16 protein-coding genes are annotated in these 22,806 nt (G+C 49.2%); 11 read left to right on the top strand and 5 right to left on the bottom strand.

From position 1 onward, the window contains the following. The first annotated feature begins 21 nt into the window (after positions 1–21). The 6 genes from leuC (at position 22) to F0L74_RS31875 (ending at position 8,871) form a co-directional block, all read left to right on the top strand. Positions 22–1,431, top strand: a complete 1,410-nt coding sequence (gene leuC, locus F0L74_RS31900) for a 3-isopropylmalate dehydratase large subunit (protein WP_149841922.1) — start codon at positions 22–24, stop codon at positions 1,429–1,431. Between the two features lie 48 nt (positions 1,432–1,479). Beyond that, the gene (leuD, locus tag F0L74_RS31895) at positions 1,480–2,076 is read left to right on the top strand and encodes a 3-isopropylmalate dehydratase small subunit (protein WP_149841921.1); all 597 of its coding nucleotides are present in this window, start codon (positions 1,480–1,482) and stop codon (positions 2,074–2,076) included. Between the two features lie 95 nt (positions 2,077–2,171). Beyond that, a complete protein-coding gene (locus tag F0L74_RS31890) occupies positions 2,172–3,665 on the top strand; it encodes a hydroxymethylglutaryl-CoA lyase-like TIM-barrel protein (protein WP_149841920.1) in 1,494 nt (497 codons plus the stop codon). Between the two features lie 28 nt (positions 3,666–3,693). After that, positions 3,694–4,767, top strand: a complete 1,074-nt coding sequence (gene leuB / locus F0L74_RS31885) for a 3-isopropylmalate dehydrogenase (protein WP_149841919.1) — start codon at positions 3,694–3,696, stop codon at positions 4,765–4,767. A gap of 324 nt (positions 4,768–5,091) precedes the next feature. Then, entirely contained in the window at positions 5,092–6,837 is a 1,746-nt protein-coding gene (locus F0L74_RS31880; protein WP_149841918.1) for an alpha-keto acid decarboxylase family protein, read from the top strand. A 27-nt stretch (positions 6,838–6,864) separates the two neighbouring features. Continuing rightward, positions 6,865–8,871 (top strand): flavin monoamine oxidase family protein, encoded by a 2,007-nt coding sequence (locus tag F0L74_RS31875; RefSeq protein WP_149841917.1) that lies wholly within the window; start codon positions 6,865–6,867, stop codon positions 8,869–8,871. Positions 8,872–8,944: 73 nt separating this feature from the next. Here F0L74_RS31875 and F0L74_RS31870 read toward each other — a convergent pair whose 3' ends face one another. Beyond that, a complete protein-coding gene (locus F0L74_RS31870; protein WP_149841916.1) occupies positions 8,945–11,374 on the bottom strand; it encodes a discoidin domain-containing protein in 2,430 nt (809 codons plus the stop codon). A gap of 538 nt (positions 11,375–11,912) precedes the next feature. On the opposite strand from F0L74_RS31870, the gene F0L74_RS31865 reads away from it, so the two are divergent. Both F0L74_RS31865 and F0L74_RS31860 read left to right on the top strand, forming a co-directional pair. Further along, on the top strand, positions 11,913–12,206 hold the full coding sequence (locus F0L74_RS31865; RefSeq protein WP_149841915.1) for a hypothetical protein: 294 nt from the start codon (positions 11,913–11,915) through the stop codon (positions 12,204–12,206). Between the two features lie 13 nt (positions 12,207–12,219). Then, positions 12,220–12,450 carry a hypothetical protein gene (locus F0L74_RS31860; protein WP_188316251.1) on the top strand — a complete coding sequence of 77 codons (231 nt, stop codon included), beginning with the start codon at positions 12,220–12,222 and terminating at the stop codon, positions 12,448–12,450. A 54-nt stretch (positions 12,451–12,504) separates the two neighbouring features. Here the strand turns inward: F0L74_RS31860 and fusA are convergent, their stop codons facing one another. The 3 genes from fusA to F0L74_RS31850 form a co-directional block, all read right to left on the bottom strand. Next, positions 12,505–14,565, bottom strand: a complete 2,061-nt coding sequence (fusA, locus tag F0L74_RS31855; RefSeq protein WP_149841914.1) for an elongation factor G — start codon at positions 14,563–14,565, stop codon at positions 12,505–12,507. Between the two features lie 203 nt (positions 14,566–14,768). Further along, entirely contained in the window at positions 14,769–14,897 is a 129-nt protein-coding gene (locus tag F0L74_RS34045) for a hypothetical protein (protein ID WP_262714244.1), read from the bottom strand. A 67-nt stretch (positions 14,898–14,964) separates the two neighbouring features. Beyond that, positions 14,965–15,450, bottom strand: a complete 486-nt coding sequence (locus tag F0L74_RS31850; protein WP_149841913.1) for a YcxB family protein — start codon at positions 15,448–15,450, stop codon at positions 14,965–14,967. Between the two features lie 142 nt (positions 15,451–15,592). Between F0L74_RS31850 and F0L74_RS31845 the strand changes: the two genes are divergently transcribed. Beyond that, complete coding sequence (locus tag F0L74_RS31845; RefSeq protein WP_213087115.1) at positions 15,593–17,599, top strand: beta-L-arabinofuranosidase domain-containing protein; 2,007 nt, start codon at positions 15,593–15,595, stop codon at positions 17,597–17,599. Between the two features lie 51 nt (positions 17,600–17,650). Here the strand turns inward: F0L74_RS31845 and F0L74_RS31840 are convergent, their stop codons facing one another. Beyond that, entirely contained in the window at positions 17,651–18,622 is a 972-nt protein-coding gene (locus tag F0L74_RS31840) for an aldo/keto reductase (protein WP_149841912.1), read from the bottom strand. 248 nt (positions 18,623–18,870) lie between these two features. Here F0L74_RS31840 and F0L74_RS31835 point away from each other — a divergent pair, with 248 nt between their 5' ends. Then, positions 18,871–19,581, top strand: coding sequence for a type 1 glutamine amidotransferase domain-containing protein (locus F0L74_RS31835; RefSeq protein ID WP_149841911.1), 711 nt, complete (start codon positions 18,871–18,873; stop codon positions 19,579–19,581). 93 nt (positions 19,582–19,674) lie between these two features. Beyond that, entirely contained in the window at positions 19,675–22,806 is a 3,132-nt protein-coding gene (locus F0L74_RS31830) for a S41 family peptidase (protein WP_149841910.1), read from the top strand.

Genomic DNA, 22,806 nt, shown 5'->3' with positions numbered 1-22,806 from the left:
TGCACTTTTAAATTGTGAAAAATGAGCCAATTACCCGCTACCTTATTTGACAAAGTATGGGATTCCCACGTGGTCAGGAAAATTGATGACGGACCAGACGTATTTTTTATAGACCGGCATTTCATTCATGAAGTTACCAGCCCGGTGGCTTTCCTGGGCCTGGAAGGCAGGGGGCTGAAAGTGATGTTCCCGGAAAAGACCTTTGCTACCGCCGATCATAATACGCCTACCATCAATCAGCACCTGCCCGTACAGGATCCGCTTTCTGCCAACCAGCTGAAAGCCCTGGAGGTAAACTCCGCCAAATATGGTATTTCCCATTGGGGACTGGGTAACCCCAAGAACGGTATTGTGCACGTAGTAGGCCCGGAAAATGGGATCACCCTGCCGGGTATGACCATTGTATGCGGCGACTCCCATACCTCTACACACGGCGCTTTTGGCGCTATTGCGTTTGGTATTGGCACTTCAGAAGTGGAAATGGTGCTTTCTTCACAATGTATTATGCAGCCCAAGCCCAAGAAGATGCGCATTAAGGTGAATGGTCAGCTGGGCAAGGGTATCTCTCCCAAAGACGTGATCCTGTACATTATTGCCAAACTCACCGCAGCCGGCGCTACCGGTTATTTCGTAGAATATGCGGGCGAGGTATTTGAGCAAATGAGTATGGAAGGCCGTATGACGGTTTGTAACATGAGTATAGAAATGGGCGCCCGCGGCGGTATGATCGCCCCGGACGAGACCACTTTCGCTTATATCAAAGGCCGCGAAAAAGCGCCTAAAGGCGAAGCCTGGGATAAGGCCCTGGCTTACTGGAAAACGCTGAAAACAGACGAAGGCGCCGCTTTTGACCTGGAATATGAATACAATGCAGCAGATATAGAGCCCATGATCACCTACGGTACCAACCCGGGTATGGGCATTGGCATTACCCACCATATTCCCGTATCACAGGAAGCGGGCGCCGGTAAGGCCAGCTACGAAAAATCCCTTAACTACATGGGCTTTCATGAAGATGAAGGCATGCTGGGCAAAAAAGTGGATTATGTATTCATTGGCAGCTGTACCAATGGCCGCATAGAAGATTTCCGCGCATTTGCCTCTATTGTAAAAGGGCGTAAGAAAGCGGATCATGTGACTGCCTGGATCGTGCCCGGCTCTCATATCGTTGAACAGCAGATCAAAGAAGAGGGTATCCTGGACATCCTCACTGCAGCCGGTTTCCAGCTGCGTCAGCCTGGCTGTTCCGCCTGTCTGGCCATGAATGATGATAAGATACCTGCCGGCAAATACGCCGTAAGCACCAGCAACCGCAACTTTGAAGGCAGGCAGGGCCCTGGCGCACGTACGCTGCTGGCCAGCCCGCTGGTGGCTGCCGCTGCTGCCGTAACCGGTGTTGTAACGGATCCCAGGGTATTACTGGCGGACTAAAAAGCCGCTTCTTTCACAATCTGCAAAAACAATAAACGAAACAAAGCAATGGCTTACGATAAATTCACCATATTAAAGAGTTCCGCAGTGCCCATGCCCATTGAGAATGTGGACACTGATCAGATCATTCCCGCCCGTTTCCTGAAGGCTACGGAGCGTAAAGGTTTTGGCGATAACCTGTTCCGCGACTGGCGTTATAATACAGACGATACCCCCAAGCGGGATTTTGTGCTGAATAACCCTATCTACACCGGTAAGATACTGGTAGGCGGCAAGAACTTTGGCAGCGGCAGCAGCCGTGAGCACGCCGCCTGGGCCATTTATGATTATGGTTTCCGCTGCGTGGTATCCAGCTTTTTTGCGGATATCTTCAAGAACAACTCCCTGAACATAGGCCTGCTACCCGTGCAGATCACCCCGGAATTCCTGGATAAGATCTTCACCGCTATTGAGGCGGATCCTAAAACGGAGCTGGAAGTGAACCTGCAGGACCAGATCATCACGATCCTGGCCACCGGCGAAAAAGCTTCCTTCGACATCAACGGCTACAAAAAGCATAACATGATGAATGGCTTTGATGATATTGATTATCTGCAGGCCATGAAAGGCGATATACAGACGTTCGCCGCCAAAAGTATATACTAAACTTATCTGCAGTTAGCGGCAGAGAGTCATGCCGCTAACTGTATACTACCACAACTGATACTAATATGCCAGCGGTCCCACGATTTATAGAGATAATGGACACCACCCTGCGGGATGGGGAGCAAACCAGCGGGGTCTCTTTCTCCCCGTCTGAAAAACTCACCATTGCCCGTTTGTTGTTAACTGAAGTAAAGGTAGACCGGATTGAGATCGCATCTGCCCGTGTATCTGAAGGCGAGCTGGCGGCCGTAAAGGCCATTACCGGCTGGGCGGCGGAGCAGGGCCTGCTGCATAAGGTAGAGGTACTCACTTTTGTAGATGGCGATGTATCCATTAAATGGATGAAGGAAGCCGGCGCCAAGGTGATGAACCTGCTGACCAAAGGTTCGCTGAACCATCTTACCCATCAGTTAAAAAAACAACCGGCGCAGCATTTTGCGGAGGTGGCAGCCGTGATAGCCCTGGCAAATAAAAACGGCCTGGAATGTAATGTGTACCTGGAGGACTGGAGTAATGGCATGCGCCACTCCAGCGAATATGTGTTCCAGTACCTGGATTTCCTGAAGGACCAGCCGGTAAAACGTATTATGCTGCCGGATACGCTGGGCGTGCTGATCCCTTCTGAGGTATATGCGTATGTAAGCACTATTGTACAGCGGTACCCCGGTATCCATTTCGATTTTCATGCGCATAATGATTATGACCTGGGCACGGCCAATGTGCTGGAAGGCATAAAAGCAGGCGCACATGGCATCCACCTCACCATCAATGGGATGGGAGAGCGGGCCGGCAATGCTCCCCTGGCCAGTGCGGTAGCGGTATTAAATGATTTTCTGCCGGAAGTGAAAACAGCCGTTGTGGAAGCATCGTTATACAGCGTAAGCAAGCTGGTAGAAACCTTTTCCGGTTTCCGTATACCGGTGAATAAACCGGTGGTAGGGGAGAATGTGTTCACCCAAACGGCGGGCATCCATGCAGATGGCGACAAAAAGAACAAACTGTACTTCAGCGATCTGATGCCGGAACGTTTTGGCCGTCAGCGCCTGTATGCCCTGGGTAAGACCAGCGGCAAAGCCAATATAGAAAACAACCTGCAACAGCTGGGTATACAGCTCTCTGAGCCGGACCTGAAAAAGGTGACCCAACGTATCATCGAGCTGGGCGATCGTAAAGAGGTGGTTACCCAGGCAGACCTGCCTTATATCATCTCCGATATCCTGGATAGCAATACGATCAGTGAAAAAGTAAGGATAGAGGATTATGTGCTTACCCATGCCCGTAATATGAAACCCTCCGCCACGCTCAAGATCTCCATACAGGACGAGTTGTTTGAGGAGCATGCCCAGGGGGATGGACAGTACGATGCCTTTATGAACGCGCTGAAGAAAGTATATAAAAAACAGCAGCAGGAGCTACCCACGCTTACTGACTACGCTGTGCGCATTCCGCCCGGTGGTAAGACCGACGCCCTTTGTGAGACCATCATCACCTGGAGCCACGGGAACAAGGAATTTAAAACAAGGGGGCTTGATAGCGACCAGACGGTATCCGCTATCAAGGCTACCCAGAAAATGCTGAACCTGATCTGACACACCTTTTATATCAATCAAACCAAGAATGGCAAGCAAACATATTTTAATTGTTCCGGGCGACGGAATCGGGCAGGAAGTAACTGCCGTAGGAAAGTTAGTACTGGATAAGATAGCCGCTAAATTCGGCCATACTTTCACGTATGATGAGGCGTTAATTGGTCACGTAGCCATTGAGGCTACCGGGCTTCCCCTGCCGGATGAAACGCTGGAGAAGATGCGCAAGTCTGACGCCGTATTATTTGGCGCTGTAGGCCATCCTAAATATGATAACGACCCTACCGCCAAGGTAAGACCGGAGCAGGGCCTGTTAAAGATGCGTAAGGAGCTGGGCTTATATGCCAACCTGCGCCCCATTAAACTGTTTGATGAGCTGCTGGGCGCTTCCAGCATCAAACCGGAAATATTAAAAGGCGCAGATATCCTGTTCTTCCGCGAGCTGACCGGCGATATCTATTTTGGCGAAAAAGGCCGTAAGAATGATGGCGATACCGCCTACGATATTGCAGAATACAGCCGTTTTGAGGTAGAGCGTATTGCCCGTAAAGCATTTGAGGCAGCCCGTACCCGCCGTAAAAAACTGTGCTCCGTAGATAAAGCCAATGTGATCGAGACCTCCCGCCTGTGGCGCGAAGTGATCCAGAAAATAGCGCCGGAATACCCGGATGTAGAAGTAGAGCACCAGTTCGTAGATGCTACCGCCATGCTGCTGATCAAAGACCCGCGCCGTTTTGATGTGGTGGTGACGGCTAATCTTTTTGGCGATATCTTAACGGACGAAGCATCTCAGATAGCCGGTTCCATGGGGATGCTGGCCTCTGCCTCCATAGGTGATGGCACCGGCGTATATGAGCCTATCCACGGTTCCGCGCATGATATCACCGGTAAAGGCGTAGCCAATCCGCTGGCCTCTATCCTGTCTGCCGCGCTGCTGCTGGATATCTCCTTTGGCCTGAAAGCGGAATCTGAAGCGGTGATCAATGCAGTGGATAAAGTGCTGAAAGCAGGTTTCCGTACCAGGGATATTGCCGACCAGCAAACTGCCGCCGATAAAATACTGGGTACCGCCGCTATGGGGGAACAAGTATTGCAGTTTATCTAAAAAATAGAGCTAATAGCTATAAAAATGGGAGACTTGTAAAAATTACGGTTATTCCGCAATTTATTTGAACAAAAAAGCCTTTAAGTCGTTAGACTAAAGGCTTTTATTTTTTTAACATAACTCAACTGTATTCACATCAGTTTTTTGTGTATGTTTAGAGAATATTGCTTGCTTTTTTTGTAGATAGTAAACAACTTCCCAGGAAGGCCCGCTTTACCATAAAATCCTATGTAGATATGACACTGTTTTCGTCCTGATGAAAAACTGAGAAACACCACCGCTACACCGTACACAATATCCCTCAATCAATAAACCAAGCTGACAATGCAACAGCAAGCAACACCATTTACCGTGGCAGACTACCTGCTCACGAGGTTAAAGCAACTGAATGTTACGGAGGTCTTCCAGATCCCCGGCGATTACGTAAAGAATTTCACACAAGCCCTGGAGCATTTTGACGGCGTCAATGCCGTTGCCTGTATCAATGAGCTGGACGCCGGTTATGCGGCAGACGCTTATGGGCGCACCAGGGGCCTTGCCGCCGTATCCCTGCAATATGGCGTAAGTACCTTTATTGCCCTGAATGGGGTTGGCGGCTCTTATGTAGAAAAGAGCCCTGTAGTGGTGATCAGCGCCACGCCAGGATCTGACGCCCGCCGGATAGGCAAAATGTATGATGTGCTGTACCACCACTCCACCGGCGACCTGGCATATGACCAGAAGGTATACGAAGGGGTGACCGTAGGGTCTATTACGCTCAGCACATCCGCAGGCGCTGCGGAAAAGATAGACCACCTGCTGACAGAGGCCCTTACCCACAAAAGACCCGTATTTATTGAATGTTACAAAGAAGTATGGGGCGAGCCCTGCCCGCAGCCGCTGCCTGAAACCCTGCCCCGGGCAAGAAAACATGTCACTGATCCCCTGGTACTCAAGAATGCGGTAGACGAGGCCTGGTCACAGATCACCGCGGCCAAGAAACCGCTGATCTTTGCCGGTGTGGAAGTACTGCGCCATGGACTGTCTGATCTGCTGCAGGACCTTATTGATGCCAGCGGTTTCCTTTACACTACTACTTCCCTGGGTAAAACCGTGCTGGACGAAGGCGGGGATAAGTTTATCGGCACCTATTCAGATGCGGCATCCATCGAAAGCGTACGTAAGACGGTGGAAGAGTCTGATTGTATCCTTACCCTGGGCACCATTATGACGGATGACTATCTCTGGTTTGTGGAGAACAAGTATCCCTATATGGTGTTGTGCACTACTGAGCACACACGCGCGGGCTATTTTACTTATGAGAATGTATCCATGGAGGAGTTTATGGATGCGCTGCTGATCCGTTTCAAAAAGGCCAATACCTATCCGTTAACAGTAACGGCCCCTCCGCAGCCCAAGTACCCGGAGCCCTGGGTGTCTAACTCTGATCCCTGGTTTGATGCCCAGCCCAACATTCTTACCTACAACCGTTTCTTCCAGCACAGCATGCAGTACCTGACGCAGAATAACCTGCTGGATCAGATCGTATGGACGTTTGGTATCAGCTCTGCCATGTATGTGGCCACTAATGCCTATGGCTTAAAAAAGAACAGCTTCCTTGCCTCCGCGGCCTGGCAGATCATCGGGTATGAGACCGGCGCGGCCTCCGGCGCACAGCTGGGTAGCGGCAAGCGTGCATGGACGGTAGCCGGCGACGGTGGTTTCATGATGGTGTGCCAATCCCTTTCTACCCTGGTGCGGAACAACCTTAATGCTGTGATCTTTGTAATGAGCAACCAGGTGTATGCTATTGAACAGGTGTATGTGAATATTGAGGCTTTTGATCCGGTAAAGAAAGTACCCTTTGACACTTTTGACCTCCTGCCTAAATGGGATTATCAGGCCCTGGCACAAGCCTTTGGCGCAAACTCTATCCGCGTAACCACGGTAGATGAGTTGAATGCGGCCCTGGCGGCAGTATGGACACAGCCACAGTATCAGAACCTGCCTACCCTGGTAGAAGTAGTGATCCCCGAAAAGGACCTGCCGCGCCAGATGTACCGCCTTGGCACAGAAGTTTTACCTGCATAAAAACATCACCCTCAAACCAACATAATCATGGGAAAAAAGTATTCTATTTTTGGCGCCGGCGCTGCCGGATTGTATACCGCATGGCGTTTGCTGGATAGCATGGGCAATAGCGAAGTTGTATCCTCCAAGCAATTATCCCCCGGCGATACCCTGGAACTATATGACTGGGGCCGGTATTACTTCAATGAGCAAAACAAGGGCACCCGCGAAGCCGGCGCCCGCATCTGTACCTGGCATTATAAAGATGATCCTAATAACTCCTACCTGGAGCTGGGTGGTATGCGTTATTCCTATTGGGATGGCAAACCCAAAACCGGTGGTCACCGCCTGGTAACGACTGTGATAGAAAAGCTGGATCTCAAAAAGTTCTCTGTGCCTTTTAATGAATCAACCAATCCGTTGTTCTATCTGCGCACAAAGAACATGTACCTGAATGATATCTCATCTGCCAATCCCGCGCCTTATAATGTAAAGAATTTTGGTCAGGCGGACTCACCGGATACCGGTTTTAATATCGTAGAGAACCTGTCAGTAACTAAACATACCGGGCCTCAGACCCGCCTGGAGTGGTGTGATTTTTACAGCAATGGCACCATCAAGGCAGAACTGCCGGATTCTTCCATATTTAAGAAAGGTGATCACCTGAAAGATATTGGTTACTGGAACCTGATGTTTGACCAGTTGGGCTCCGAAGGGTATAAATATACCTCTGATGGTAATGGTTATACTTCCAATGTGATCAACTGGAACTCTGCCGTGGCTTTCCAGGCTAATAATGAGTTTACGCCGGGCACGGAATACCGCACGCTTACGCACGGTTATTCCAGCATGTTCAATGCGCTGTTCAATACCATTATACAGCTGGCTGGTGATAAGGGCGTAAAGTTTGACTACCATCCTGACACCCGCCTGCACTCCATACTGGTGATAGACAAAGTGATCCACTACACTACTGCTACCCGTGAAAATCCCAACAAGGAATCAGGACAAGGCACTACTGCCGCTGCGTGGATGGCGATGCCCCGGTATGCGATAGAGCTGGTAGCACAGGCTACCCGTTATAAAAAACATGAAGGGCTGGATGTACTTAACCATAAGAAAGTACAGCTGTACCTGGAGTCTGCCGTTTTACAACCATCCTATAAAGTAGGTATGTTCTTCCATGAACCCTGGTGGGCAGATAACTACACAAAAAATCCGGCGCCTTACCCGGCAAAGGTGAGCGGTTATGAAATAACCAAAGATGTGCTGGAGCAGCTTGAAAAGAATGGTTTCCCCAAGGAGTATATAGCACTCATGGCCACGGATAACACAACGATCGTGGAGGTGCCTTATTCCTCTTCCGCGGCGCTTATCAAGGCTGTGGAGCAGCGTATTGAGCAACGCCTTACGGTAAAACAGGAAGAGCAATTGCTGAACACATCCGTTCGTAATACCATCGGCCCCAGTGTAACAGATATGCCCATCCGCCAGGTGGTGTATTTTGGTAATAACGCCCTGGACTCAAAGGGAAAACCGGTATATGGCTTGCTGGCCGCTTATGACGATGAACAGTTCACCACGTTCTGGCAGGAGCTGGAGATTGGGCCCAACAAACAACGCGAACGGCCTATCTCAGAAAACTATCAGCCGCTGGAAGGGCCTCGTCAGGCGCCGGAAGTAATGGTAAAGGCCCTGCGTACGCAGCTGGCACAGGTGCATTTTGGTCCCCAGGCGGATTATAGCTTTGTACCGGAACCACTGGAAACGAGGTATATGGACTGGTCCCTGCCGCCGTTTAATGCAGGTTACCATGCCTATGCCGGTCACTACGATGTATGCGATGTACAGCAGAAGATCCGTAAACCCAGTCAGCTGATAGATGGCGCGGATGCGGACATCTTTATTGTGGGCGAAGCCTACTCCAATGACCAGGCCTGGGTAGAAGGCGCTTACTGTACCTCAGAATCCGTACTGAACGATTTCTTTGGTATACAGCCTATCATCTCAACGGAGCACTATCCGTTCATTTGCCCCTGCAGCGTTAAAAAATAACAGGCAGCAATAAATGAAAAAGGCCGTCTCCACTTGGGAGACGGCCTTTTTTGTGGTTACCAGGTACGATCTTTTATTGTACCACCACTTTCGTACGGCTTTCGCCTATAGTAACGATGTAAACACCTTTAGCCCAGCTGGAGATATCGATCTGTTGTTGGCCGGCTTGTCCGGAAACCCTTGATTGATACATCAGCTGACCGCTTAAGCTGTACACTTTTAAGATACCGGGTACAGTTTCGCCCTTAGTTTGCACTGTCATGATGTTAGAAGCCGGGTTAGGCCTAACAGCTACAGAGAACTGAGTGGGAGTATTTTTGATGGTCAGGTTGTTATTGCTAACCATGCTGGCGGCCTGTTTCATAGACTGAAGGCCAGCGCCGTATACTTCAAATTCCCAGATAGAATAACCATAAGGAGTAGCCCTGGTTACACCCTGCATTTTCACATAACGTGCAGTAACAGCGGGGAAGGTTACTGTTTCAGTACCACCAGCACCTGCAGAGACAGTTTGCTGCGGAGTCCAGGTAACGCTGTCGGTAGAAGTCTCAATGCGGTAAGCAGTAGCATAAGCGTTCTCCCATTTCAGGATCACTTTATTGATAGACTGAGCGCTGCCCAGGTCAACATAGATCCATTCGCCGTTATTGTACAGGGAAGACCAACGGCTGGTAGTAGCGTTACCATCAACCGCTTTGTACGCTTCAAAACCAGCTTCTTCTACAGAAGATGCGTGAACAGGTTTGTTAAGCGCCAGGTTACCGGCGCCGCTGCTGGCCTGTGAAGAGAACTCGATCCAGTTAATGTTAAATTCAGCGTTATCAACTACAAGGCGCAGCACTTTGTTACCGGTAGTTAATGAAGGCGTAGTGATGGAAACAGTGTTCCAGATCTGCCAATCACCGGTATTAGGTACGTTGATGGTGCCAATAGTCTGGCCATCCAGTTCTACATGGAAGGATTTGCCGGCAGCATTGGTAGATACCCTGGCCTGCAGCGTATATACGCCAGGAGTAGTAACGTTTACAGAGTACTCATACCATTCGCCGTTCTGGTTGTAACCCAGGTCATAACCGCCTTCGTTGCAGCTTTCCAGGTCAACCGCTTCAGTGGTGCGGTATTGGCCGCCCATGTTGGTGGGAGTAAGATCGTGGTAAGCCACGCCTTCGCCACCCAGGTCATAATTCTCCGCTTCGATACGGCCGGGGATGGTTGCCCTTGTACCACCATAAGGCGCCTGAGCAACAGATGTGTTGCCATATACTTCCAGCTCATAGATAGAGTAGCCGTAAGTAGTAACCCTGGAGGTAGCATAGATCCTTACATAACGGCCATTAGCAGAAAGACCGGTAAAGTCGTTAACAGTAGTAGCATTGCCGGTAACGTTCTTCACATCCACCCAGTTGCTGGTGTCTGTAGCTACCTGTACTTTATAAGCAGTAGCAAAAGCAGCTTCCCAGGTGATCTTAACGCGGCTGATATCGTAATTAGCGCCAAGGTCTACATATACCCATTGAGGATCTGCCCAGGCAGAAGACCAGCGGGTGCCGTAGTCGCCATCTGTCAGGTAGTCAGCAGCGATGGTTACGGGAGGATTAGGTTCCAGGGAGGAAACTTTAACAGGTTTGTGCTTAGCCAGGTTATTAGGAACTGTATCTCCGCCACCGGGGTTCTGACCGTTCTTACAAACATTGCCTAAGGTGTTGTAGATCGCGTTGATATCGCCATATTCAGTAGCGATATCCCAGATCATGATACCACCACCGGTAGATTTTGCCATGTTGGCTTTGCGGATATGCTCAGCAGTATTGTTGTCGCCGCTGTAGAAAGGTACGCCCAGCATTCTTTTTTCTTTAGCTACACCGCGGGAAGTCCAGTAGCTCATAGCGCTGCTGGCCAGGTTATCACTGCCATAGCACATGATATTCACCAGGTCTAACATAGTAACGTTATCGTAATTGTTACCGTTGTTATTAGCGCTTTCAGATACAGCAGCAGTGAACATTTTACCCATGCTGTGCAGCCTGTTGCCCAGGGGAACGGCTACTGCATTCCAACGGGATTTCTGCGTAGGATATTCCCAGTCAATGTCAATACCATCCAGGTTGTACTGCGTAACGTAATTGGCGCAGGCATTTACCAGGTTATTAATGGCAGTGGGATTGGTAGAAATTGCTTCAAAAGGGGTGTTGCTGGGAGAAGAATCCAGCCAGCCACCGATGGACAGTAACACTTTAACATTGTTGGCGTGCGCCCTGGTTACCAGGTCGCGCAGGATAGACGGCCCGTCAATGCCCATATTACCGTCTGAGCCGGGAATAGAGAAAGCATAGCAGATGTGGGTGTATTTGCTGTAGTCGATCTCTGAAGGGTGGTTGATGTAGTTACCACCACCGGATACCCAGGAGGGGAAATACCCCACAATGTTGTAGCACGATTGTGCAAACGTTTGCCCTGTTATTAAAACGAAAGCAAGAGCAAATAGGAGTTTAATTCTCTGCATAATTGAAGGATTGATTTTTAAAGATTATGGTAAGGTTTGTATTGATGACGTATGAGCGTAACAACAGTACTATGCTGAAGGGTATTTAGCTACCGCAACTGCTTTAATACACATCCATTGGCTTTAGTTAACGGGCATAAGATTCCCGCACGGCTGGTGATAGCACGCTACAGATAATGCAATAAAAGTTCCGTGCCGGAGGTAATACCCTCAGGTAATTGCTACTCTAAATTGGAAACTGCTGGTGTCTGGTTCTTCAAATTGGTTATTTTAGGTTTTCAAAAGATAAACTGTTACGCCTTATACTATAATTCTTAATCTCATAAACTACACGACATGGGAATAACAGACAGATGGTTTTAATAGCTCACAGTAAACAATACGGCCTCTCGTAATACTTGAATAATGTTTTTCGTTAATGTAAAATTATACTATTTACCCTTATTTGCAATACGAAATTCATCTAATATTAGAATTTCTTAAGAAGATGCTGATATTTAGGGGATTAAAAAAAAGAGATCACTATTAAGCATAATTCATGGCAAAACTAAAAAACATATGGGTTGTTCTGGTTCATGTATTTGCGTTGTGTTTTTCTTATGGCGCAGGCAGGATAGCCATTTCGTGGGTGTTGGGGACAGATTTTAAGTTATTGGGCAGCGCGTTCTGGAATGCTTTTTTTGCGTTTGGAATATTAGTGGTGTTACCAATTTTAGGTATAATAACTATCCGGTATCATCGTCATTTTTTACGTGTGATGGGTTGGGTATATCTGGCGCTTTGGGGCTTGGCGTTGTTGCGTATGATGAGTATATTTATGCATACAGCATGAATTAATTATTGGTATGGAATTGCTTTCGGAATCTGAACTTATCTGGTCTTCTGTTGTTGCCAACACAAGAATGAACCGCGAGCGTAATGCCAGCGGTATCAATAGCTACGAACAGGAATTTAGATTTAAACCGGAAGATCATCTTATAACAACTATTCATAAACAAGGCTATGCCAAATGGCTGGACCTCTGTTGTGGGCAAGGTAAAGCCTCCAGCTGCATAAACGACTATTTGTCTCATTAGATATCCTTAGATAAAAGAAGGGTGTACCGTACTCCGATACACCCTTCTTTGCCTTTACGCCATCACCGCTTCCGGCGCCAGCTGATACCGCTGGAACGTCAGCGATGCGGCAGCCCTGCCGGAGGTAAGTGTACGTAGCACCGTTATATAGCCAAATAACTCAGACAACGGTACCTCTGCTTTTATATACTGGGCATTGTCCTTCATCTCCATGCCTTTTATAAGACCTCTGCGCCGGTTCAGATCACCGGTTACGATGCCGGTGTACTCTTCCGGTAAGGTCACATCCACCAGCATCAGTGGTTCCAGTAACCGGGGCATGGCCCTGGCGGCAGCGGCTTTAAAGCCCAGGTGTGCGGCCTGTTCAAAGTCCTGCGCATGGGAATCCTTAACGTGCACATCTCCGTCAAACAATCTTACCCGCATGGCTTTTACCGGGTAACCAGCCAGCACGCCGGTACGCATGGCGTCTTCAAACCCTTTGCGTACAGCGGAGACGAATTCCTTTGGTATAGCGCCACCACGGATATCGTCTACAAACTCCAGGCCCGGCTCTTCATCCTCACGGGACGACAACTCAAAATGTATTTCCGCAAAGTTGCCGGAGCCGCCGCTTTGTTTACGGAATACTTCCTTATGCTGTACTGCCTGCGTAAAGATCTCTTTATAAGCGATCTGCGGACGGCCCTTATTTACTTCCACCTGGTGCTCTGTGGCCAGCTTTTCCAGCACTACTTCCAGGTGCAGTTCGCCCATACCTTTCAGGATGGTTTGTCCGGAGGCAGGGTCTATTTCCAGCGTCAGGGTAGGGTCTTCTTCTACCAGTTTGGACAAGGCTTCGCCCATCTTACCGGATTCCTTCGCTGATTTTGCTTCTATCGCATAACCGATCATCGGCTCAGGGAAATGCATTTGTTCCAATAATACCGGGGTATCAATACTGGCGAGGGTATCGCCTGTTCTGATCTCTTTCAAACCTACTACTGCGCCAATATCGCCGGCGGTGATCTGTTCTGTGGTTTCGTATTTGTCAGACATAATACGCAGCAAACGGCTTACGCGTACTTTCTTACCCGTGCGGCTGTTCCACAGCGTATCGCCTGCGTGCAGGATGCCGGAATATACACGTACCAAGGTCAGCTTGCCCGTATAATCATTGGCAATGGTCTTAAAGGCCAGGCCGGTAAAGGAAGCTGCTGTATCTGTATGAAGGGTGATGGTCTCACCGGTATAGGGATCGGTTCCTGTAACAGAAGGTATATCCACCGGCGCGGGCAGGTATTGCACCACGGCATCCAGTAATGGTTGTACCCCTTTGTTCTTATACGCGGCGGCTGCCAGTACGGGCACCAGCTGCATCTTAATGGTAGCGGTGCGCAATGCGTCATAAATACTGGCGGTGCTGATCGCCGCAGGATCGTCTACAAACTGGTTAAAGATGTCTTCATTTGTGAGGGACAGTTCTTCCAGTAAATGCATACGTGCCTGCGTTGCTTCCGCTAACAAATGCGCAGGAATATCCTGTTCTGTGTATGTCTTACCATCCTGGCTGTCCCATACTAAAGCCTTCATGCGCACCAGGTCTATTACGCCAATGAAATTATCTTCCGCGCCAATGGGTAGCTGTATAGGTACTGCATTGGCATGCAGTTGTTCGCGGATCTCATTCACCACGTGCATAAAGTCCGCGCCCTGCCGGTCCATTTTATTCACCAGTGCAATACGTGGTACGCCGTAACGGTTGGCCTGTAGCCAAACGGTCTCTGATTGCGGCTGTACGCCGGATTTTGCACAGAATACCGCTATGGCGCCATCCAGCACACGCAGGGAACGCTCTACTTCTGCGGTAAAATCCACGTGCCCCGGCGTATCAATAATGTTCACCTGGTAAGTATCATCTCCATGTTTCCAGTAGGTGGTAATAGCGGCAGAAGAAATGGTGATACCTCTTTTCTCTTCCTGCGGATCGCTGTCCATTACGGTATTACCATCATCTACATTACCCAGTTTATGTATAAGCCCGGTGTAATACAGCATACGTTCTGTAACAGTAGTTTTACCAGCATCCACATGGGCCATGATCCCTATATTCCTGAATTGATCTAAGCGTTTCATATATTATAATGTTTGCAAAATGGCAGGCAATAAGCTGCCCGTTCCGTAACAGGGCAGGTGATGGCAATAAGCACGCACACCTGTTGTTACAGATCAAATAATTGGATAAATAAATTGATTAGTGTGTCTGGAGGTACGGGGAGACAAATAAAAAAGGCCTCTTCGGATGAAGAGGCCCCTGAAGTATATTCAAGAGAATGATCTTAACCTCTTTTATCCTGAACAGGATCTGTCTCCCCGTTCTTAATAAAGACAATACAAGTACTGGCAATTACCGCCCTGATGGTGGTATTGGTAAGGATACCTGTGTTGTATTTGAAGTTGTTGATCATAATAAATCAATTTTGCGGTGCAAAGATAGTACAATTTAATGTAATGAACAAGCGTGTGCAGGTGCTGCTAGCGTTTCATTTTTTGCTGGATGGCTGCAACCTGTTCTGTGGTGAATGTTTTCTGGGGGATCACATATCCCATACCCTGCACAGGATAGATGTATACAAAGCCTATGTAGACCCTTATTTTGTGCAGCTCCTGCCAGGTGTACTGATCAGTGAATTTGTCACCGCTAATGGTAAGGCCTTCATCAGTAAACTGGTAGTTTATCACCTGCTGGATCTTTTTCTGCGCATCATAATACCGGCTGGCCCGCATCCATGAAGAAAGCGGCAACGCCACAAGGGCAAAAGCGACCAGTAATGTGTTGGTAAGATCCGGCCGGTAGGTCCCCAGCAATGGTATTCCGCAATATTGCAACAGATCTGAGATTGCTACCAGCAAACACGCCCCGGTGATCACCAGGGTAAGGGGCTTTCTGTAGATAGCTGCTATATAAGCTTTTGTATACTCTTTTTTTGTGAGCAGGGAAGAGATCGTAAAAGGGAACATAAATTATAATTTGTTGGAACAGGAACAGACTTTAAAGATATAAATAACAAGGAAATTGCGCCATTCCGTAATATATAATTAAAGTGCAGATTGACAATTACAAAAGAACTTCGTATGTTCAGCTGTTGTTAAATTCCACTACATGAGCATGAAATGGTTACTGCAGGCCCTGTTGATCTGCTGCACATTGCATATTTCCGCACAGGTAAACAGCCGCAGCCCTTTGCGGCAGAATCCTTATATACCGCTGCCATTAGGCGCTATTGAGCCACAGGGTTGGTTAAAGGAAATGCTGATCCGCCAGAAGAACGGCGCTACCGGTAATCTGGATCAATTGTATCCGCTGGTCATGAACCAGCGTAATGGCTGGTTAGGCGGCGATGGCGACCAATGGGAACGCGGCCCCTACTGGATAGACGGGCTGCTGCCGCTGGCTTATATACTGCAGGATAGCGCCCTGATCGCTAAGGTAAAACCCTGGGTGGAATGGGCTATTAACAGTCAGCAGGCGGATGGTTATTTTGGTCCCGCTAAAGATTATGGTCCGGAGCGGGGTTTGCAAAGGGATAATAGCCGGGATTGGTGGCCTAAGATGGTGATGTTAAAAGTGCTGCAGCAGTATTACTCCGCTACCAATGATCCACGCGTTATTAAAATGCTGACGGGGTATTTCCGCTATCAGTTAAAAGAGCTGCCTTCCAAACCATTGGATCACTGGTCTTTTTGGGCGCGGTACCGCGCCGGCGATAACCTGATGGTGGTGTACTGGCTCTATAATATCACCGGCGATCAGTTCCTGCTGCAGCTGGCAGACCTGCTGCACAAACAAACCTTTGATTATACAAAAGCTTTTCTGCATACGGATATGCTGGCCACTGCCGGCAGTATCCATGGCGTTAACCTGGCCCAGGGCATTAAAGAGCCGGTGATCTACTATCAGCAACACCCGGACAAACAATACCTGGATGCGATTAAAAAAGCGCTGCAGGATCTGCGTAAATATGATGGTATGGCGCATGGTTTATATGGGGCGGATGAGGCCCTGCATGGCAATAATCCCACACAGGGATCAGAGCTGTGTACCGCAGTAGAGATGATGTACTCCCTGGAAAGTATGCTGGCTATCACCGGCGACGGTAGTCTTGCAGACCAGCTGGAGAAGATCGCTTTTAATGCCCTGCCTACCCAGATCACGGAAGACTTTAACGGCCGGCAGTATTTTCAGCAGGCCAACCAGGTAATGCTTACGCGCCATACCCGCAATTTTGATGTAAACCATAGCGGTACGGATGTATGTTATGGCCTGCTGACCGGTTACCCCTGCTGCACTTCCAATATGCACCAGGGCTGGCCCAAGTTTACGCAGAACCTGTGGTTTGCTACACCGGATAAAGGGCTTGCTGCTTTACTGTACTCGCCCAGCGAAGTACATGCCACGGTGGCGAATGGGGTTAAAGTATCGTTGAAAGAAACAACTAATTATCCTTTTGAAGAGACCATCCGGTTTAACTTACAGATAGCACAGAAGGCAACAGGATCGGTGACCTTTCCCCTTGAATTGCGGATCCCGGAGTGGTGTATGAAGGGCACGGTTTCCATCAACGGTAAGCTTTTTAAAGAAGCCGGTAGTGGGCAGCTGGTTAAGATCAGCCGTAGCTGGTCATCTGGTGATGTGGTGGAGCTGAACCTGCCTATGCATGTTTTTAAGGAGCGCTGGTTTGAGAATTCTATGTCTGTGGAACGTGGCCCGCTTACCTATGCATTAAAAATAGGGGAGGAGCGGAAGCACATAAAGAATGATAAAGATCCTATCGATTATGGCGCTGCCTATGAAGAGATACACCCTACCACGCCCTGGAATTACGGCCTGCCGGAAACTCCGGATAATAAGCTGGATACAGCCTTTACGGTAGAAAAGAAAGGCGCTGTGGCTGCCTATCCCTGGAGCCCGGAGGCTGCACCGCTGGTCATTAAAACAAAGGCAAGGCGGATCCCGTCCTGGGGATTGTATAATGATATGACAGGTCCGTTGCCTTACAGTGTTGGCTATGGATTGGAAACAGGGCCGGAAGAGGAAGTTACGTTGATACCATATGGTTGTACGCATTTAAGGATTGCGCAGTTTCCGGTAGTGGGGAGAAGGTGGTAAAATAAAAAAAAGGCCAACACTGTCGGCCCTTTCACATAAAATTATACAAGATCATTGTGACCACTCCGTAGGCGTTCTATCCCACCTATGCCCTTTCAGCGTTTGCAGCAGATCAGCGGGCAATCCCTTGCCATCGCTGGCTCCCATATTCGCCTCCACGTTCCTGATCTTACGCATACCAGGTATGGTAGTGGCAATATCCGGGTTGCTCAGGATAAACCGCAGCGCCATTTCCGGCATGGTCATACCAGCGGGGATCAGCGGCCTTAGTGCATCGGCATGGTCCACACTAGCGTTCAGATTCTCCGGTACAAAGTAACTGCCGCGCCAGTCGCCTGCAGGGAAAGTGGTCTCTTTGGTAAAGGTGCCGGTGAGGGTACCTTCGTCAAAGGGCACACGGGCAATTACGCCGATATTCTTCTCCCGGCACAGGGGTAATAAATTATCTTCCGGGTTCTGGTCAAATATGTTATAGATCACCTGTATGGCGTCTATTAAGCCGGTTTTGATGGTCTCCAGGCAATTATCCGGTTCCCAACGGTTCACGCTCAGGCCCCAGGCCAGTACCTTGCCCTGTTGGGTAAGTTTAGTGATGGCTTCTTTCCATTCATCCAGCTGTGCCCAGTTATCTTCCCATACATGGAACTGCTGCAGGTCAATGGTCTCTACGCCCAGGTTTTTAAGGCTTTTTTCTGTGTATTCCACTATATAGTCTGCAGGGAATACCTCGTCTATTGTAAATTCCGGCTTGGAAGGCCATTTACGGTTCTTAGGCGGTACTTTGGTGGCTACATATAACCTTTTGCCGGGGTGGCGTTTTAAGGTCTTGTTCAGGATGCCTTCACTACGGCCTTCGCCATAGCCCCAGGCAGTGTCAAAGAAAGTGCAGCCCAGTTCTATGGACCTGTCCAGCGCATCGTTGACTTCTTTTTCTTCTGATCCGGTCCAGTCTGCCATACCCCACATACCGTAGCCTACCTCGCTCACGTTCCAGCCGGTCCTTCCGAATTTTCTGTATTGCATATGTTTCTGATTTTTTACAGTGTTGAGCGATAAAAATAAATATTGTTTTTGGTAATATACCTTCTATTAAGATAAATAGCTGACAGATAGATAAGCTGTTATCATCACATTGGGCAAACTACTCAAAAGTAACGGGATCACTGGTCAAAAAAAGTGATACAGATCACCACATAAAGCATTGTTTTTACTTGACCTTTGAATTGAAATTAAGCGGTATCAACAAATTTTAACCTTAAAAACCAAATGCCATGCAAACAAAAAAAGTGTTGTTCGTGCTCACCTCTGCCAACAAAGCTGCCAACGGTAAGATCACTGGTCAATGGATGGAAGAGTTTGCCGCCCCTTATTACCTGCTCTCAGATAACGGCGTTGATATTACCATCGCCAGTCCTAAAGGAGGTGCTATCACTGTTGATCCCCTTAGTCTGCAACCGCAGTTCATGGCCCCGTCAGTAGAAAGGATATTGGAAGATAAAGTAGCGCTTAACAGGCTGCAGACCACCCTTAAGCTGGAAGATATGAATGATGCAGATTATGACGCCATTTACTATCCCGGCGGACATGGCCCCATGTGGGACCTGCCGCAGAACGAAAAATCTATCGCCCTGCTGGAAGCCTTCCATAACTCCGGCAGGCCCACCGCGCTGGTATGTCATGCGCCAGCCGCGCTGGAGAATGTTAAAGATGTTAACGGACAACCCCTGGTAAAAGGCAAAAAAATATCTGCTTTTACCAACTCAGAAGAAATTGCCGGCAATACCACCGATATGGTGCCTTATATGCTGGAAGATATGTTAATAGAAAAAGGCGCTGATTTTGTAAAAGGACCGGACTGGCTGCCGTTTTCCGTGCAGGATGGGAATCTCATCAGCGGTCAGAACCCAGCTTCCGCAGAATTTGTAGGCCGGAAAGTGCTGGCTGCTTTAGGTATCGATATAGCTACTCCGCAGGAAGCATAGTGTTATAGTGTATATATTGTATAAGGCATGGATCGCAGTGGCGGTCCGTGCCTTTTTAGATATATTCCGCTTTTTTTTCTACCTTCTGCCCGGATGAAAGGCTTACTTATCTTGTTATGTACTTTCCTGGCCGGGGGACTATGGGCGCAGGAAGCGCCTTCCTGGTTACGGTATCCATCCATCTCTCCGGATGGCCAAACTATCGTATTCACCTATCAGGGCAACCTCTATAAAGTACCGGCAAATGGTGGCACGGCCACACCTCTTACTACAGACAGTGCGCATGAATGTATGCCGGTATGGAGCCACGACGGCCGTTATATCGCCTTTGCCGGCAGCCGCTATGGCAACTTCGATATCTTTATGATCCCCGCTACCGGCGGCCCGGAAACGCGCCTTACTTTTCACTCCGCGGATGAGTTCCCCTATGACTTTACAGAAAGGGACAGTACCGTCTTCTTTGGCGCGGTACGGTTGGATGATGCCGGCAACCGGCAGTTCCCATCTGACGGTATGCCCGAATTATACCAGGTCCCAGCTGGTGGCGGCCGTGTAACACAGGTACTCACCACCCCGGCAGAAGACGCCAGGATAAGCCGCAGCGGCCAGTATATCATCTACCATGATAAAAAGGGCCGGGAGAATGCCTGGCGCAAACATCAGCTATCTTCTATTGCCCGCGATATCTGGATCTATGACCGGCAAACCAATACCCATAAAAAGATCACCACATTCAAAGGGGAAGACAGGAACCCCGTTTTCACCCCCAATGAGCAAGGCATTTATTACCTCAGCGAAACAAGCGGCAGCTTTAACGTATACCAGCTATCATTAAACAATCCCGCGCAAACACAACAGGTAACCAATTTCCAGAAGCATCCGGTACGCTTTCTAACCATCGCCGGCAATGGTACCCTTTGTTTCAGCTACAACGGGGAATTGTATACAAAGCAACCAAATAAAACCGCGCAGAAGCTACGGGTCCGCATACCTGCTGTACCACAGCAAACTAACCGCCAGCAGGTAGCCATTACTGATAACATTAACAACCTCATCGTATCTCCCAATGGTAAAGAAGCCGCCTTCATTTGCCGGGGAGAGGTATTTGCCTGCAACATCGCCACCGGCGCCATTAAACGCATTACAGATACGCCGGGAGAAGAAGCAGACCTTAGCTTTTCCCCGGATGGCCAGTACCTTTTATACGCTACAGAAAGCAAACAAGGCTGGCAGATTGCCCAAACCGCCATCGCCTCCGGCAGAACGGCTGTCCTTATTCAAAACGAGGAAGATAATTACCAGCCGCTCCACTCGCCGGATGGTAAGGAGATTGCTTACATCGCCAACCGCACTGCGCTAAAGATCTACAACACCGCCACCCGGCAAACCCGCACCATCCTGGGTGTGGAACAGCTCTCCAGCAGAAGCGATCATGATCAGTTCTTCCGCTGGAGCCCGGACGGTAAATGGATACTCTTTCAATATAATCCCGGCAGCGCCGGCAACCTGGATATAGGCATCATCCGCGCAGATGGTAAAGGCCAGCTGCAAAATCTTACAGAAAGTGGTTATGGCGATGAGCATCCGCAGTGGGCCATGAACGGCAGCATGATGATCTGGAACAGCGACCGCAACGGTCTGCGCAGTTACTCCAACAGCGGCCGCCGCCAGCATGATATCTATGCACTGTTCTTCACCCAGAATGCCTGGGAGCATTTTAAATGGGAGAAGGATACCTCGCTGCCTTATTCTCTACAAAATCAACCGCCAGCCCGCACCACAGATGCCGGCCTGCAGATAGACTGGGACGGTCTTAAAGACCGCACCGTAAAGCTCACCCTTAGTCCATCCATGCTGGCAGACGCCCTGCTCACGCCAAACGGAGATACCCTTTATACGCTCGCTACTGCCGGCAGAGAATACAGTCTGTGGATCACCAACCTGCGTAACAATACTTCCGCCGTTCCCTTCACTGTAAAAGCAGACGATGCCAGCCTGCAATGGGATAGCGCACAACACCGCCTGTTCCTGCTGGCAGATAACAATATTATCCAGCTGGGTGCGGATGGTAAAGAACTACACCATACCACCATCAAAGATTCCATGAGCATAAACCCGGCCGCAGAAAGACGGGCCATGTTCCTGCATGTATGGAACCGCACAAGATCCGCCTTTTACACCAAAGGTTATCACGGCGCAGACTGGGATGGTTATAAACGGGATTACGAAAAATACCTGCCCCATATCAGCAATAATTACGAGCTGGCAGAAATGCTCAGCGAATTGCTGGGAGAGCTGAACGTAAGCCATAGCGGTGCTACCTATAATAATAAGATGTCCGGCAAAGACGTAACTGCCTCCCTGGGCGCGTTGTATGATCTGCAGTACAAGGGGCCGGGCATGCGGTTAACAGAGATCATTAAAAATGGCCCGCTGGATAACAGCAGCCTGCACCTGCAACCAGGCATGCTCATAGAAGCGATAGACGGGCAGCCCATCACGCCGGATAAAGACCTGGCCCAATACCTTAACCATAAAGCAGGTAAGCCTGCCGTGCTCACCATCAACGGCCATAATATCACCATCAAACCCATTTCGCCGGACGAAGAAGCGGATCTCCTGTATAAACGCTGGGTAAAACGCAACCAGCAGGAGGTAGAGGAAAAGAGCAAGGGCCAGCTGGGCTACGTGCACCTCTACCGCATGAACGATGACGCCTACCGCAATGCCTATGGGGAGATGATGGGCCGTTATACCAACCGCAAAGGGATTATCGTAGATACCCGCTTTAACCGCGGTGGCGATCTGGCCTCCGATCTGGAAATGTTCCTCAGCGGGCAGGAGATCCTGCAGAATACGACAGACAGCCGCCTGGTAGGGATAGAGCCCGGTTTCCGCTGGACAAAACCTTCCATCGTACTGGCCAATGAAGCTAATTACAGCGATGGCCATTGTTTTGTGTTCGGCTACCAATACCTGCACATGGGCAAGCTGGTAGGAATGCCCGTGCCCGGCTCCTGCACGTTTATGACGGGCGAGTCCCTGCAGGATAACAGCATGCACTGGAGCGTGCCTTCCCTGGGCGTAAAAAGCATGGAAGGTTATTACCTGGAAAATCATCAGACAGAACCGGATATCCCCGTCATGAATGAATTTGAGAAAGTCAGCACCGGCACTGATCAGCAGCTGCAGGAGGCCATCAAACAATTAATGCTGGCATTATAA

Source organism: Chitinophaga agrisoli, from assembly GCF_008386695.1.
Lineage (GTDB): Bacteria > Bacteroidota > Bacteroidia > Chitinophagales > Chitinophagaceae > Chitinophaga > Chitinophaga agrisoli.
This window is presented reverse-complemented; position numbering and strand designations above follow the sequence as displayed.